A 14,857-nucleotide genomic window follows, 5' to 3' on the forward strand; every position below is an offset into this window, starting at 1 on the left:
GCGAGAGGTCTAGGCATGGCCAAGATCATCAAGTTCAACGAGGACGCCCGCCGTTCCCTCGAGCGCGGCGTGGACAAGCTCGCCGACGCGGTGAAGGTGACCCTCGGTCCCCGCGGGCGCAACGTCGTCCTCGACAAGAAGTTCGGGGCGCCGACGATCACCAACGACGGCGTCACCATCGCCCGCGAGGTCGAGCTCGACGACCCGTACGAGAACCTCGGCGCGCAGCTGGCGAAGAACGTCGCCACGAAGACCAACGACGTCGCCGGTGACGGGACGACCACCGCGACCGTGCTCGCCCAGGCGCTGGTGCACGAGGGCATGCGCAATGTCGCCGCGGGTGCCAACCCGATGGCCCTGGGCCGTGGCATGCGCGCCGCGGTCGACGCGGTGCACGCGGCCCTCGACAAGGCGGCGACGCCGGTCGAGGAGCGGTCGGCGATCGCCGGCGTCGCGACCATCTCGGCGCAGGACGCGGAGATCGGCGACCTGATCGCCGAAGGCTTCGAGCGGGTCGGCCACGACGGCGTCATCACCGTCGAGGAGAGCAACTCGATGTCCACCGAGCTGGACGTCACCGAGGGCGTGCAGTTCGACAAGGGTTACCTCTCGCCCTACTTCGTCACCGACTCCGAGGCGATGGAGGCCGTCCTCGACGACGCCCTCGTGCTGCTGGTCAGCGGCAAGGTCTCGGCGCTGGCCGACCTGCTCCCGCTGCTCGAGAAGGTGCTGTCGACCGGTGCCCGCCCGCTGCTGATCGTCGCCGAGGACGTCGAGGGCGAGGCGCTGTCCACCCTCGTCGTCAACTCGATCCGCAAGACGATCAAGGTCGTCGCCGTGAAGTCGCCGTTCTTCGGGGACCGTCGCAAGGCGTTCATGACCGACCTCGCCGTCGTCACCGGTGGTCAGGTCGTCAGCGAGGACGTCGGCCTCAAGCTCGACCAGGTCGGGCCCGAGGTGCTCGGCACCGCCCGGCGGGTGACCGTCACCAAGGACGACACCACGATCGTCGACGGCGGCGGCACGTCCGAGGCGATCGCCGACCGGGTCGCCCAGATCCGCCGGGAGATCGAGGCCACCGACTCCGACTGGGACCGCGAGAAGCTGCAGGAGCGGCTGGCCAAGCTGGCCGGCGGCATCGGCGTCATCCGGGTCGGCGCGGCCACCGAGGTCGAGCTCAAGGAGCGCAAGCACCGCATCGAGGACGCCATCGCGGCCACCCGCGCGGCGGTCGAGGAAGGCGTCATCCCCGGCGGCGGCTCGGCGCTCGTGCACGCCGCCGAGGCCATCGACGGCCTGTCGCTCGAGGGCGACGAGCTCACCGGTGCGCGCGCCGTCCGTGCGGCGCTCGACGCCCCGCTGGCGCGGATCGCCGAGAACGCCGGTTTCGAGGGCCGCGTCGTCGTCAGCAAGGTGCGCGACCTCGGCGAGGGGCAGGGCTTCAACGCCGCCACCGGCGAGTTCGGCGACCTGGCCGGTCAGGGCGTCATCGACCCGGTCAAGGTCACCAAGGCCGCGCTCGGCAACGCCGCCTCCATCGCCGCGATGGTGCTCACCACCGACTCCGCGGTCGTGGAGAAGCCCGAGGAGGAGCACTCGCACGGCAACGGGCACCACACCCACGGCCACTCGCACGGCGGCCATGGCCACAGCCACTAGCCGTGCGGCCATGATCAGTAGAAGGACCCCGCTGCCCCCCACCACTCGCTAGTTCGCGGCGGGGCCCTGCAGCAGGGCCGGAGAACAGACGAAGAGGGCGGGTTCCGGATGATCCGGAACCCGCCCTCTCGGCGTGTGTGGGGGTGCTCAGACCCCGGCGGCGACGGCGGCGGGCTCCGCGGCGATGAGCCGGGCCCGCTCCTCCTCGCTCATGCCGCCCCAGACCCCGTAGGGCTCCCGGACCGACAGCGCGTGCTTGAGGCAGGCGTCGATCACCGGGCACCGGGCGCAGACGGCCTTCGCGGCGGTCTGCCGGCGGGCGCGGGCGGGGCCCCGCTCACCGTCCGGATGGAAGAAGAGGGACGTGTTCTCGCCACGGCACGCGCCGTGGAGCTGCCAGTCCCAGACCTCGGCGACGGGCGTCGGGAGCCTGCGGATGTCGGCCATGTCTCCTCCAGAGCTCAAGTGAGCCGGAGGGGGCTGTCCGGCTGCAAGGCCCCGGTGCCCTTGCCCCCCCATGGTCAAACACGTCGTGATCGCAACTTTTTGCCCCGAGTTGCGGTTTTCCGCTCCTCACCCCTCGGGATGAGGGCGGCTGTCGTAGCTCGATCGTGTCGATCAAGGTGGGACGAGGTCGTGCCGAATCCGGGAGGGGGAGAAGCCCGGGATCGGGCCTCGACCAGCGCAGAGGTGGGGGCTCCCGGTCCGGGAGCCCCCACCCCGAGCGACAGCCGGCCCGGGTGTTCCCCGGCCGGTTCCGGACTCGGCGGAACTCGCCGGGGGAGCGAGGAGCAGGCCGTTGATCGACGACAGGATGCGCGGGCCCGGCAACGGGGCCACCACCGTCTGGGTGTACGACGAGCGCCGCCGGGTCCGGGACGACGTCGCCTCCCGGCTGGTCGCCCTTCCCTTCGTCGCCCGGGTCGAGGTGGTGGGTGACGCCGCCTCGCTGATGTCCCGGCTCGCCACCCGCATGCCCGACGTCCTCATCGTCGGCACGCAGCGCGCCGTCGACACCGGCCTGAGCGCGGCGACCCAGGCCCTGCGCGCCTATCCGGGGCTGCCCGTCCTGGTGCTCGGCGCCCCCGACGACGCGGAGAGCGTCCGCGCCGCCGTGGCGTTCGGCGCCCGCGGCTACCTGCGCTGGGACGCCAGCCCGATCGAGATGGGCCTGGGCCTGTCGAGGGTCGGGCTGCGCGCCGACGGCGGCCGCATCCCCCAGCAGGTCGGCCCGGGGAACGGCGTGCCCGCATGGAGCGGCGCCGCCCCGCTGAGCAGCTCCGCACCGACCACCGTGCGCTCGACGGTCCGCGAGGCCACGCCGCCGGTGAGCCTCTCGATGCGCGAGATGCAGGTGCTGACCGGCATGAGCCAGGGCAAGAGCAACGCGCAGATCGGCCGCGAGCTCTACCTGTCCGAGGACACCATCAAGACCCATGCCCGTCGCCTGTTCCGCAAGCTCGGGGCGAAGGACCGCGCCGAGGCCGTGGCGACCGGCTTCCGCCGCGGCATCATGAACTGACGTCCCACCCGCACCCGCAGGAGGGCGGTCATCCGAGTCCGGATGGCCGCCCTCGCGCGCATCCTGGCGCTCACGGCCGATACCGCAGCGCGCCGGCCTCCCACCGCTGCCTGATCGCCCGCGCCAGGGCCGCCGGCTCGGTCGGCTCGGAGAAGACGTGCCGGGGCTCGAGGTCGGCGTCCGCGAACTGCCGGTGCATCCGGCGGGTCGCGTCCGGGTCGGTGAACCCGTGGCCCGAGCGTCCGGCCACGCGCTGCAGGCACTCCCGCTCGGACGGGAGCAGCACGGCGTAGGACAGGTGGTCCAGGCCGGTCGCCGTGGCGAACGCCGTCAGGTACCAGGGACCGACGACGCCGTCGTACACGACGACGTAGCCCCCGGCGGCGAAGCGCCCCGTTGCGGACGCGGCCGCCGCGATGACGACATCGTTCTGCTCCTGCGCCTCCGGCAGCCACGGCTCGATCCGGCCCGCGGCGACGAAGGAGAAGAAGTCGTCGCCGCGGACGAGCGCCGATCGTGGAAAGCCGTCGGCCAGCAGCCGCGCGACGGTCGACTTGCCCGCGCCCGGCGGCCCGGAGACGACGATGAGTTCGGCCGTGCTCAGTCCTCGCGGGCGTGGCGGCCGCCGCTGCCGCCGCTGGGCTCCTCGCCCTCGGCCAGCGCGGCGATCCCGTCGGCGTAGCCGCTGGCGTAGTCCCAGCTGACGTAGTCGTCCGGGTTCGGGTCGAACGGGGGCTCGTGCCGCCCGGTCTGCCCCTCCTCCAGCAGCTGGCGCAGGTTGGCCTGCATCAGCGCCCAGTCGACGTGGTGCTCCTCGTCGCAGTCGGGGCAGTCGACGACGATGCCCTTGACGCCGGTCGGTTCCAGGAGGGTGCGGAAGACCTCGAGCTCGGCGAGGTCGTCCAGGACGCCGGCCCTTTCCTCCATCGTCAACGGAGGGGGACCTGAGGGGTCGGCCGGACCGAAGTCGGGTCCGGAGGCGTCGTCGAACGGAGTCACGCGTCCACGGTAGTGCTCGGACAGGCATCGCACCGCGCCTCGATGCCCGCCGCCTACGATCGGGGTCGGTCGTCCCGTGCCCGGCGAGGGGTGCCGACCGGATTTCCGATCTGCCGAAGGGAAGCCGCGCCATGCAGCCCGACTACGTCCCCGAGCTGCCGGCGAAGTTCGCCCCGCTCGGTCTCACCTACGACGACGTCCTGCTGATCCCCGGGGCCTCCGAGATCGTGCCCACCGACGTGGACACCACCAGCCGGCTCACCCGGCGCATCCGGATCGCCGTGCCGCTGCTGTCCAGCGCCATGGACACGGTGACCGAGGCCCGCATGGCGATCGCCATGGCCCGCGTCGGCGGGGTCGGCGTCCTCCACCGCAACCTCGCCGCGGAGGAGCAGGCCGGGCAGGTCGACCTGGTGAAGCGGTCCGAGGCCGGCATGGTGACCAATCCCGTCACCGTCTCGCCCGACAACACCCTCGCCGAGCTCGACGCCCTCTCCGGCCGCTACCGCATCTCCGGCGCTCCGGTCGTCGACGCCGACGGGGTGCTGGTCGGCATCTGCACCAACCGCGACATGCGCTTCGAGACCGACAAGCACCGGCTCGTCCGCGACGTCATGACGCCGATGCCCCTGGTGACCGCCCCCGTGGGCGTCGACGCCGACACCGCGCTGGCCCTGCTGTCCAGGCACAAGGTCGAGAAACTGCCGATCGTCGACGAGGCCGGCCGGCTGCGCGGTCTGATCACGGTCAAGGACTTCGTCAAGCGCGACCAGTACCCGAACGCCACCAAGGACGCCGACGGCCGCCTGGTCGTCGGTGCCGCGCTCGGGGTGGGGGACGACGCCTACAAGCGCGCCGGCCTCCTCGTCGACGCCGGGGTCGACGTGCTGGTGGTGGACACCGCGCACGGCCACCAGCGCGCCGTCCTCGACATGGTCGCCCGTGTGCAGCAGGACTTCGGCGGCGAGAACGGCATCGAGGTCGTGGGCGGCAACATCGCGACCCGGGCCGGCGCGCAGGCGCTGATCGACGCCGGCGCGGACGCGGTGAAGGTCGGCGTCGGCCCGGGCTCGATCTGCACGACGCGCGTCGTCGCGGGGGTCGGCGTGCCGCAGATCAGCGCCATCTACGAGGCGTCCCTCGCCGCCGAGCCGGCCGGTGTACCGGTCATCGCCGACGGCGGGCTGCAGTACTCCGGCGACATCGCCAAGGCGCTCGTCGCCGGCGCCGACACGGTGATGATCGGCGGCCTGTTCGCCGGCGTCGAGGAGGCCCCCGGTGAGCTGGTCTTCATGAACGGCAAGCAGTACAAGACCTACCGCGGCATGGGCTCGCTCGGCGCGATGCAGAAGCGCGGCAACCAGTCGTTCAGCCGGGACCGCTACTTCGCCGACGACGTCCTCTCCGACGACAAGCTCGTGCCCGAGGGCATCGAGGGGCAGGTGCCCTACCGCGGCCTGCTCGCCGGGGTCGCGCACCAGCTCGTCGGTGGGCTGCAGGCGTCCATGGGCTACGCGGGCGCCGCCACCGTCGCCGAACTGAAGGAGCGCGGACAGCTGACCCGCATCACGTCGGCCGGGCTGGTCGAGAGCCACCCCCATGACATCCAGATGACCGTCGAAGCCCCGAACTACCGCGGCCGGTGACCCGCATGAGCGCACGCGACACCGTCGAGATCGGTCTCAACCGCTTCGCCCGCCGGGGCTACGACCTCGACGAGGTCTCGATCGTCCCCTCCCGTCGCACCCGGGACGTCGACGACGTCTCGACCGCCTGGCAGATCGACGCCTTCCGGTTCGACATCCCGCTGATCACCAGCCCGTCGGACGCCGTGGTCAGCCCGGCCACCGCGATCGCGGTCGGCAACGCCGGCGGGCTCGGCGTGCTCAACGCCGAGGGCCTGTGGACCCGCTACGAGGACCCCGAGCCGGTGTACCGCAAGCTGCGGGACGCCGCCGGCGCCGCTGCTCCCCCGGTGTCCCTGCTGCAGCAGGTGTACTGCGAGCCGGTGAAGCCCGAGCTCATCACCGCGCGGATCAAGGAGATGCAGTCCGCGGGGGTCACGACGGCGGTGCGCGTCTCGCCGCAGCACACCGAGCAGCTGGCCCCGACCGCGCTGGCGGCCGGCGTGGACCTGCTGGTCATCCAGGGCACGATCGTCTCCGCGGAGCACGTCACCACCCAGGGCGACGCGCTCAACCTCAAGCAGTTCATCGCCGACCTCGACGTCCCCGTGGTCGTCGGTGGGGCCGCGAACTACACCACCGCCCTGCACCTCATGCGGACGGGCGCGGCGGGCGTGATCGTGGGCGTCGGGGCCGACAGCTTCTCCACCGGCGACGCCGTCATGGGCGTCCGGGTGCCGCTGGCCAGCGCGATCGCCGACGCCGCTGCCGCCCGGCGCGACTACCTCGACGAGACCGGCGGGCGGTACGTGCACGTCATCGCCAACGGCCGGATCGAGACCAGCGGCGCCATCGCCCGTGCGCTGGCCTGCGGTGCCGACGCCGTGCAGCTGGGCGAGCCGCTGCGGGTCGCCTCGGAGGTGCCCGGCGGCGGCATCTGGTGGGACTCGGTGGCCGCCCATCCGCGGCTGCCGCGGGGCGGGACGTCAGCGCCGGTGGCGCCGCTCGGTTCGCTGGACCAGGTGCTGCTCGGCCCGGCGGAGACCGCCGACGGGCGCACCAACCTCTTCGGTGCGCTCGCCCGGACGATGGCGAAGACCGGTTACCGGGACCTGAAGGAATTCCAGCGGGTGGATCTCGTGATCGGCGGCCACGCGAACGGGGGCAGTGGCGACTGATGGACTTCCCGACCGTCCTCGTCGTCGACTTCGGGGCCCAGTACGCGCAGCTGATCGCCCGGCGCATCCGGGAGGCGGGCGTGTACTCGGAGATCGTGCCCAGCGACGTGCCGGCCGAGGAGATCGTCGCGCGCAAGCCGGCCGCCATCGTCCTGTCGGGCGGGCCGTCGAGCGTGTACGCGCCCGGTGCCCCACAGGTCGACCCGACGCTGTTCGAGTCCGGCGTCCCCGCGTTCGGCATCTGCTACGGCTTCCAGGCCATGGCGCAGAGCCTGGGCGGCTCGGTCGCGCACACCGGCGACCGCGAGTACGGCGGAACGCCGCTGACGGTCACCACCCGGGGGCGGCTGTTCGGCTCCCTGCCGGTCGAGCAGTCGGTCTGGATGAGCCATGGGGACGCCGTGTCGCAGGCCCCGCCCGGGTTCACCGTCACCGCCACCTCTTCCGGCGCGCCGGTCGCGGCCTTCGAGGACGTCGACCGCAAGCTCGCCGGCGTGCAGTTCCACCCCGAGGTCCGGCACACCGCCCACGGGCAGACCGTGCTCGAGCACTTCCTCTTCGACATCGCCGGGCTCGAGCCGACGTGGACGATGGCCAACGTCGTCGAGGAACAGGTGGAGCGCATCCGCGGGCAGGTCGGCGACGGGCGGGCGCTGTGCGCGCTGTCCGGAGGCGTCGACTCGGCGGTCGCCGCGGCGTTGGTGCAGCGCGCCATCGGTGACCGGCTCACCTGCGTGTACGTCGACCACGGGCTGATGCGCCAGGGGGAGACCGAGCAGATCGAGCGGGACTTCGTCGCCGTCACCGGCGTCGACCTGCGGGTCGTGGACGCCCGCGAACAGTTCCTGACCGCGCTGAAGGGTGTGTCCGACCCCGAGGAGAAGCGCAAGATCATCGGCCGGGAGTTCATCCGGGTCTTCGAGCAGGCGGCTCTCGACGTCGTCGGGGACGCCAAGGAGCACGGCGACACCGTCGACTTCCTCGTCCAGGGCACGCTCTACCCCGACGTCGTCGAGTCCGGCGGCGGCACCGGGACGGCGAACATCAAGAGCCACCACAACGTCGGCGGGCTGCCGGAGGACCTCCAGTTCACCCTGGTCGAGCCGCTGCGCACCTTGTTCAAGGACGAGGTGCGCGAGGTCGGCCTGCAGCTGGGCCTGCCCGAGGCGATGGTGTGGCGCCAGCCGTTCCCCGGCCCGGGCCTCGGCATCCGCATCGTCGGCGAGGTGACCCAGGAGCGGCTGGACATCCTGCGCACGGCCGACGCGATCGTGCGCGCGGAGCTGACCGCGGCGAACCTCGACCGGGAGATCTGGCAGTGCCCCGTGGTGCTGCTGGCCGACGTCCGCTCGGTCGGCGTCCAGGGCGACGGGCGCACCTACGGGCACCCCGTCGTGCTGCGGCCGGTGTCGAGCGAGGACGCGATGACCGCCGACTGGACCCGCCTGCCCTACGACGTGCTGGCGAGGATCTCCACGCGGATCACCAACGAGGTGCCCGAGGTCAACCGGGTCACCCTCGACGTGACCAGCAAGCCGCCGGGCACCATCGAATGGGAATGACGGCTCAGCCGGCGTCCCGATAGGAGAGCCCTCGGCCGTCGGGCGCGGTGAGGGTGAGCCGGTCCTCCCGGATCTCCATCGCCGGGCCGGACTCCAGGACGGCGACCACGTGCTGGTCCTGCGCGGTGACGTCGGGCGGGCAGTCCTCGCCGCCGACGAGCAGGTCGTCGACGACCAGCGCGCCGTCCTCGACCAGCCACCTGCCGGTGATCGACCGGCAGCCGGTGGACGCCTCCGCGGTGCCGTCCGGGTCGAGCAGCAGGACGGCGGGTTCGCCCACAGTCGACGATGCCGTGGCGGAGCCGTCCTGACCCTCGGTGAGGGTGTCCAGCGCCCAGCGCGTGCCCTCAAGCGCGCTGGCGGGCACCGCAGCCACGGGGGTGAACCGCAGCCGTACGCCCTCCCCGGTCAGCAGCAGCGCCTCGCCGTCCCGGGCCACGGTGTCGACACCGCCGAGGCCGCCCAGGAAGGCGCTCTCGGCCGCCATCACGTCCGGGTCGCAGCCCATCTCGGTGCCGCCCAGACCCTCGAACGTGATCGCGTCGCCGTCCAGCGAGTAGCTGCCGCTGAAGCGGTTGCAGAAGGAGACGCCACCCGCCTGCCCGTCGGCCAGCCGGAGGGTGGCGCCGGCCGAGGGCAGTGCCACGCCGTCCGCAGTCCCCTCGGTCAGCTCCCACTCGCCGGCCACATCCGGAGAACCCGCGGCCGGGCCGCCACAAGCGGCGAGCGCCAGCACGGCGGCGAGGAGGAGAGCGGAGCGCACGTCCTCAGGACGCCCTGACCGCACCGTCGGTTCCGCGAGGACGTGGAAGGGCCCGGGGAGCGGATGCTCCCCGGGCCCCTCCGGGCACACCCCCGGGTGGTCAGCTCCGCCGGCGGCGGGCCTTGCGCAGCTCGCTGACCAGCAGCGCGACGCCGGCGCCGATCAGGACCAGCCACAGGAAACCGCCGTTCTCGAAGATCCGGGCGGGGAGGTTCACCCCGGCCATCGTGGTGATCGCCAGCACGATGAACGCGATCCCCGGGACGAGGGCGGCGCGGTCGGCCCGTCGGCGCTGCGGAGCGGGGTCCTCGGTGGAGAGGGGGACGACCGTCTCCCAGTCCCGCGCCTGAGCCTCCTGCCAGGCGGTCGGGGTGGTCGGGAACTCGTTGTAGTCAGGCACGGGACACCTCCACGTCGCCGATGCCGGCGTTGATGGTCAGGTCGAACTCGGCCTCGCCGTCGTCGGCCCAGGAGCTGCCGCCGACGCCGGGGTAGAAGCCCCCGTCGCGGTCGTCGTCGCCGAAGATGCGCACGTCGCCCATCCCGGAGTCGACGGTCACCCGGACGTCGGCCGATCGCGGCAGGATCACCCGGACGTCTCCGACGCCGGCGTCGAGCCGGGTCGTGATCGCCTCATCGAGGTCGCCGAGGTCGTCGATGCCGGAGAGGTCGAGCGTGCAGTCGCCGATGCCGCAGCTGTACGAGGGCTGCACCATGTCCGCGTCGTACTCCCAGTAGGTCTGGTCGCCGATGCCGTTCTCGCCGCCGATGCCGCGCCACGGCTCGGACGCCGCGGTCACCGTGGCCAGCGAGAGAACGATGCCCAGCGCGATCAGTCCGCCGCGCGCCGTGCGCCCGCCGACGAACGCCGCGGCGACCAGACCGATGCCGATCACCAGCAGCGCGGAGCCGAAGTAGGCCACTGGCGCGACGTCCCAGCCCAGGACCCGGTCGACCAGGGCGATGAGCCCCACGGCGATCAGCAGAGCGGCGATCGTGATGCCGGGCACCGGGGACCGCGGTCCGGCCGGCGGCCGCACGCGCCGTTCCGCAGGCGTGGCGGGGTGGGCGGGGTAGCCGGACGAGTACGTGACGGGGCCGACCGGCATGAGCAGCCACAGCAGCAGGTAGACGGCGACGCCCGTGCCACCGGCGAGGGCGAGGGCGACGAAGCCCACCCGCCAGAGCAGTGCGTCCACGCCGCTGTACTCGGCGAGTCCACCGCTGACGCCGCCGAGGACCTTGTCGGTGCGGCTGCGGCGCAGCTGCGGACGCGCGGGGGGCCCGGGCGGCGGAGGCGGCGGCCAGGACGGCGGTTCGGCCGACGGGGGCAGCGGAGGCGGCGGTGCGGGGGGCGGAACGGTGGTCATGGCCGGAAGCCTGCCGATGGGGGACGGCGGGAACCATCGGGGAACGCCCCCATTCGACCCTGGTTCGCCCGATCCTGGCCTTCCAGGGTGATCACCGGTGTCGGAGCGGGGCGCCGCGGTGCGACGATCGAGTACGTGACCACCCCCGTGACCGCGGCGCCGCACCGGCCGCCCGACCCGCGACCGGCGCTGGCGCGCCCCCGCGAGGGTCGCGTCATCGCCGGGGTGGCCGCCGGGGTGGCGATCCACCTGCGGCAGGACCCGCTGATCGTGCGGGTGGCCTTCGTCGTCCTGGCCACCACCGGTCTCGGTGTGATCGCCTACGCCCTGCTCTGGATGACGATGGCCGTGTCTGCTGCGGGGGACGTACCGGCGCTGCCGGAGCGGGCCTGGCGGCCGACCGGCGTGCGCCAGTGGATCGGCCTCCTGATCGTCGGCGTCGTCGCCATGGTCGTGCTCGGCCAGCTGGCGTCGTGGGGGATCCAGGAGCTGGCGCTTCCCCTGCTGCTCGTGTCGGTGGGGCTCGCCGTCGTGTGGCGCCAGCTGGACACCGACCGCACCCTCGCCGTCCCGGGTGTCCGCTGGGCGCTCGCGGGCGGCGTGGCGCTGGCGGCGGGCGGCGTGGTCCTGCTGCTGGCCACGACGGGCCAGCTGGCCGCCGCACGCAACGGCTTCGCCGCGACCCTGGTCATCCTCACCGGCGTCATGCTGCTCACCGCGCCACTGTGGCGTCGGCTGCTGGACTCCCGTGCCGCGGAACGCACCGCGCGCATCCGGTCCGAGGAACGGGCCGCCGTGGCCGCGCACCTGCACGACTCGGTGCTGCAGACGCTGGCGCTGATCCAGCGGCACGCCGACGACCAGCAGGCGGTCAGCCGCCTGGCCCGCAGCCAGGAGCGGGAGCTGCGCGCCTGGCTGTACGACCCGGAGGCCGTCCGCGAGGGCGGCACGTGGGCGGGCCTCGTCGCCGGCATGGTCGCCGACGTGGAGGCCGACCACGCGCTCACGGTCGATCCGGTCGTCGTGGGCGACGCCCCGGTCGACGACGCCCTGGCGGACCTGGGCCGTGCAACGCGCGAGGCGCTGGTGAACGCGGCCAAGCACTCGGGGGCCACGGCGGCCGACCTGTACACGGAGGTGACGCCCGAACGGGTGTCGGTCTTCGTCCGCGACCGCGGGAAGGGGTTCGATCCGGCCACGGTCTCCGACGACCGGCGGGGCCTGCGCGACTCGGTCCACGGCCGGCTGACGCGGCTGGGCGGGACGGCCGAGATCCGGTCGGCGCCGGGAGAAGGGACCGAGGTGGAGCTGGTGCTGCCCCGGGGAGCGGCCGCATGAGCGCGGTGCCGCGGGTCTTCATCGTCGACGACCACGCCATGGTGCGGGCGGGCGTGCGGGCCGAGCTCGGCGACTCGGTGACCGTGGTGGGCGAGGGCGCCGACGTCGCCTCGGCCGTCGAGGGCATTCGCGCGACCGGGCCGGACGTCGTCCTGCTCGACGTGCACCTGCCCGGCGGGGGCGGGCGGACGGTCCTCGAGACCCTCCGCACCGAGCTGCCGGGCACCCGCTGGCTGGCGCTGTCGGTGTCCGACGCCGCCGAGGACGTCATCGCCGTCATCCGCGCCGGCGCCAAGGGCTACGTCACCAAGACGATCTCCGGCCCCGACCTGCTCGACGCCGTGCGCCGGGTGGCCGACGGCGACGTCGTCTTCAGCCCCCGCCTCGCCGGCTTCGTGCTCGACGCCTTCGCCGCCGGCGCGGCCGCCGCACCGGAGCCGGAGGAGGAGGCCACGGATCCGGGCCTGGACCTGCTCAGTGCCCGCGAGCGGGAGGTCATGCAGCTGCTGGCGCGGGGCTACACCTACCGGGAGATCGGCTCGCGGCTGTTCATCTCCGTGAAGACGGTCGAGTCCCATGCGTCGAACGTGCTGCGCAAGCTGCAGCTCTCCAACCGCAACGAGCTCACCCGCTGGGCGGCGACGAACCGACTGCTCTAGCTAGCTGTACTGCCCGGACACGTTGGTCAAGCGGGTGATGGGCGGACGGTTGCCGATCGCGGTGTGGGGCCGGTGATGGTTGTACTCGTGCAGCCAGGCCGGCAGGGCCTTTCGGCGCGCTGATTCGCTGAGGAACATCCGGGCGAAGGCCCAGCCGTCTGCCATGGTGCGGTGGAAGCGCTCGATCTTGCCGTTGGTCTGTGGCCGGTAGGGCCGGGTCCGCTTGGGTTTGATCCCGAGTTCGGCGCAGGCGTCGCGCCAGGCGTGGGAGCGGTAGGCCGAGCCGTTGTCAGACAGCACTCGCTCGACGGTGACGCCGCGGGCGGCGAACCAGGCGGTCGCCCGGCGCAGCACGCCGATGGCGGTGGCGGCGGTCTCGTCGTCGTGGATCTCGGCGTAGGCCACGCGGCTGTGGTCATCGACCACGGTGTGCACGAACGCGGTGCCGAGCTTGGGGTTGTAGTGCGCGTTGCGCGGCTTGCCTGGGGTGGCGGCTCGGTTCTTGTCGCCCTGGGCGCGGCCGACGTAGCGCCAGCCGCCCCCGTCGGGGATGTTGCCCAGCTTCTTCACGTCGACGTGCAGCAGCGAACCGGGATGGGCGTGTTCGTAGCGGCGGATCGGCTCCCCGGTGGCCCGGTCGACGTGGGAGAGCCGGTTGATCCGGCAGCGGACCAGCACCGCATGCACCGTGGAGGGGGCCAGGCCGAGGCGGTCGGCGATCTGCACCGGCCCGAGGCGCTTTTTCCACCGCAGGTGCACGATCTTGCGCACCACCGGCCGGGGAGTCCGCCGAGGGCAGCTGTGCGGACGGGAGCTGCGGTCCTCCATCGCCGCCGGCCCGCCGGTGCGGTACCGGTCGGCCCACCGTTTCGCGGTGGGCCAGGCGACGTTGAACACCGCCGCGGCGTAGGCGATCGTCCAGCCGTCCTCCACTACGGCGCGCGCGAGCTTGAGACGGTGGCGGGGAGTCAGGGCAGCGTTAGCGTGGGCCACGAGGACCTCCGGTTCGTGTGAGCGGGTGCCTTCAGCAGCTCCACTCCACGTCCGGAGGTCCTCCCTCCACAAGATCGATCAGTCAGATCGAGTGGTCACACGCCCTCAACCAACGTCGCTGGTCAGTACAGCTAGCCCACCTGCGCGGCGACGTGGTCGCGCGCTTCGGCGACGACCGGATCCCACGCGACCGACTCCCGCAGCAGCGCCCAGCCGTTCATCGGGCGGCCCTCCATCGGCTCGAAGACCTCAGCCTGGCCGGCCGTGACCAGCTCCTGGAGCCGGGCGGGCGGCAGTTTCACCACGAGGTGGTCCCGCCACCAGAGGGCGAAGAACTTCCGGCCCGTCCGCAGGCCCTCGGAGCCGAACATCTTCCCTGGCGTCACGTCGCCGCCGCGCATGCGCTCGACCAGGTCCGGCCAGGAGTCGTCGTCAGCCATGCCGCGAGCGAATCACGCCGTGTGGACCACGTGGAAGGCCTCGGCGAGCCGCCCGTTCGGGAGACCGAAGCGCTTCGCGGTCTGCCGCATCCAGCCGGTGACGAACGCGTCGATGTCCGGGTTGTGGCCGACCTGCGTCACGTGGCAGTGCAGGGCGGCGAGCTTGCGGTCGACCATCTCGGTGACGTCGACCGGGTGGTCCGCGCGCGGGCTGGCACCCAGCCACACCTCCGACACGGTCCACGCCTCGAGTCCCTCGTCCGCCAGCAGCTCCGGGAAGGCGAACGGGTTGCGGGCGTCGGGATAGACCGCCCGGAGGGTGGACTCGCCCACGGTCATGTGGTCGGGGTGGCTGGCCCCGATCCGGTCCCAGAACCGCTCGGGGGACGACGTCAGCACCCGCTGCGGGCGCACCTGCCGGATGACGCGGCTGATGTCGCGGCGCAGATCGAGGGTCAGCTCCAGGCGGCCGTCGGGGTAGCCGAGGAAGCGCACGTCGGTGACCCCGACCGCCGCGGCCGCCGCCCGCTGCTCGGCTTGCCGGAGCGGGCCCATCTGGCTCCGCGGCGTCTCGTCGAACCCACCGGCGTCCCCGTCGGTGACGATGCAGTAGGTGACCTCGGTGTCGGCCGCCGTCCAGGTCGCCACCGTGCCGGCGCTGCCGAAGTCGACGTCGTCGGGGTGGGCGAGGACGCAGAGCACCCGCTCGACGTGCTCGGCCGGTGCGCGAGGGGGCTGGGTCACCGGCG

General features: G+C 72.9%; 16 protein-coding genes. 7 read left to right on the top strand and 9 right to left on the bottom strand.

All coding sequences use genetic code 11. The annotated features are described in order from the left end of the window. The first annotated feature begins 15 nt into the window (after positions 1–15). A complete protein-coding gene (groL, locus tag MVA48_RS19385; RefSeq protein WP_246982599.1) occupies positions 16–1,659 on the top strand; it encodes a chaperonin GroEL in 1,644 nt (547 codons plus the stop codon). Between the two features lie 147 nt (positions 1,660–1,806). On the opposite strand, the gene MVA48_RS19390 is transcribed toward groL, so the two are convergent. Further along, on the bottom strand, positions 1,807–2,106 hold the full coding sequence (locus MVA48_RS19390; RefSeq protein ID WP_246982601.1) for a WhiB family transcriptional regulator: 300 nt from the start codon (positions 2,104–2,106) through the stop codon (positions 1,807–1,809). Positions 2,107–2,458: 352 nt separating this feature from the next. Between MVA48_RS19390 and MVA48_RS19395 the strand changes: the two genes are divergently transcribed. Then, positions 2,459–3,181 (top strand): helix-turn-helix transcriptional regulator, encoded by a 723-nt coding sequence (locus MVA48_RS19395; RefSeq protein WP_246982605.1) that lies wholly within the window; start codon positions 2,459–2,461, stop codon positions 3,179–3,181. A 70-nt stretch (positions 3,182–3,251) separates the two neighbouring features. Here the strand turns inward: MVA48_RS19395 and MVA48_RS19400 are convergent, their stop codons facing one another. Continuing rightward, a complete protein-coding gene (locus tag MVA48_RS19400) occupies positions 3,252–3,881 on the bottom strand; it encodes an AAA family ATPase (RefSeq protein ID WP_246989308.1) in 630 nt (209 codons plus the stop codon). After that, the gene (locus MVA48_RS19405) at positions 3,782–4,180 is read right to left on the bottom strand and encodes a DUF5319 family protein (protein WP_246982607.1); all 399 of its coding nucleotides are present in this window, start codon (positions 4,178–4,180) and stop codon (positions 3,782–3,784) included. Before MVA48_RS19405 ends, MVA48_RS19400 begins: the two co-directional genes overlap by 100 nt. 131 nt (positions 4,181–4,311) lie before the next feature. Between MVA48_RS19405 and guaB the strand changes: the two genes are divergently transcribed. From guaB to guaA, 3 genes are read left to right on the top strand one after another with little or no spacing between them, the layout of a single operon-like run. Then, positions 4,312–5,826, top strand: coding sequence for an IMP dehydrogenase (gene guaB, locus MVA48_RS19410; protein WP_246982608.1), 1,515 nt, complete (start codon positions 4,312–4,314; stop codon positions 5,824–5,826). Positions 5,827–5,831: 5 nt separating this feature from the next. Continuing rightward, positions 5,832–6,983, top strand: a complete 1,152-nt coding sequence (locus MVA48_RS19415; protein ID WP_246982610.1) for a GuaB3 family IMP dehydrogenase-related protein — start codon at positions 5,832–5,834, stop codon at positions 6,981–6,983. Beyond that, positions 6,983–8,545: a glutamine-hydrolyzing GMP synthase gene (gene guaA, locus MVA48_RS19420; protein WP_246982612.1), complete on the top strand. Its 1,563-nt coding sequence runs from the start codon at positions 6,983–6,985 to the stop codon at positions 8,543–8,545. Before MVA48_RS19415 ends, guaA begins: the two co-directional genes overlap by 1 nt. A 4-nt stretch (positions 8,546–8,549) precedes the next feature. On the opposite strand, the gene MVA48_RS19425 is transcribed toward guaA, so the two are convergent. The 3 genes from MVA48_RS19425 to MVA48_RS19435 form a co-directional block, all read right to left on the bottom strand. Beyond that, the gene (locus tag MVA48_RS19425) at positions 8,550–9,308 is read right to left on the bottom strand and encodes an META domain-containing protein (RefSeq protein ID WP_246982614.1); all 759 of its coding nucleotides are present in this window, start codon (positions 9,306–9,308) and stop codon (positions 8,550–8,552) included. A gap of 100 nt (positions 9,309–9,408) precedes the next feature. Further along, positions 9,409–9,708 (bottom strand): hypothetical protein, encoded by a 300-nt coding sequence (locus tag MVA48_RS19430; RefSeq protein ID WP_246982616.1) that lies wholly within the window; start codon positions 9,706–9,708, stop codon positions 9,409–9,411. Further along, positions 9,701–10,678: a PspC domain-containing protein gene (locus MVA48_RS19435; protein WP_246982618.1), complete on the bottom strand. Its 978-nt coding sequence runs from the start codon at positions 10,676–10,678 to the stop codon at positions 9,701–9,703. Before MVA48_RS19435 ends, MVA48_RS19430 begins: the two co-directional genes overlap by 8 nt. A gap of 135 nt (positions 10,679–10,813) precedes the next feature. On the opposite strand from MVA48_RS19435, the gene MVA48_RS19440 reads away from it, so the two are divergent. Continuing rightward, positions 10,814–12,016, top strand: coding sequence for an ATP-binding protein (locus MVA48_RS19440; RefSeq protein ID WP_246982621.1), 1,203 nt, complete (start codon positions 10,814–10,816; stop codon positions 12,014–12,016). After that, positions 12,013–12,675: a response regulator gene (locus MVA48_RS19445; protein WP_305852268.1), complete on the top strand. Its 663-nt coding sequence runs from the start codon at positions 12,013–12,015 to the stop codon at positions 12,673–12,675. Before MVA48_RS19440 ends, MVA48_RS19445 begins: the two co-directional genes overlap by 4 nt. Here MVA48_RS19445 and MVA48_RS19450 read toward each other — a convergent pair whose 3' ends face one another. From MVA48_RS19450 to MVA48_RS19460, 3 genes are all read right to left on the bottom strand, one after another. After that, on the bottom strand, positions 12,676–13,668 hold the full coding sequence (locus MVA48_RS19450) for an IS481 family transposase (protein ID WP_246982623.1): 993 nt from the start codon (positions 13,666–13,668) through the stop codon (positions 12,676–12,678). Between the two features lie 131 nt (positions 13,669–13,799). Continuing rightward, complete coding sequence (locus MVA48_RS19455; protein ID WP_246982625.1) at positions 13,800–14,108, bottom strand: TfoX/Sxy family protein; 309 nt, start codon at positions 14,106–14,108, stop codon at positions 13,800–13,802. Between the two features lie 12 nt (positions 14,109–14,120). After that, positions 14,121–14,852: a PIG-L deacetylase family protein gene (locus MVA48_RS19460; RefSeq protein WP_246982627.1), complete on the bottom strand. Its 732-nt coding sequence runs from the start codon at positions 14,850–14,852 to the stop codon at positions 14,121–14,123. Positions 14,853–14,857 lie beyond the last annotated feature (5 nt).

Source organism: Blastococcus sp. PRF04-17 (genome assembly GCF_023016265.1).
Lineage (GTDB): Bacteria > Actinomycetota > Actinomycetes > Mycobacteriales > Geodermatophilaceae > Blastococcus_B.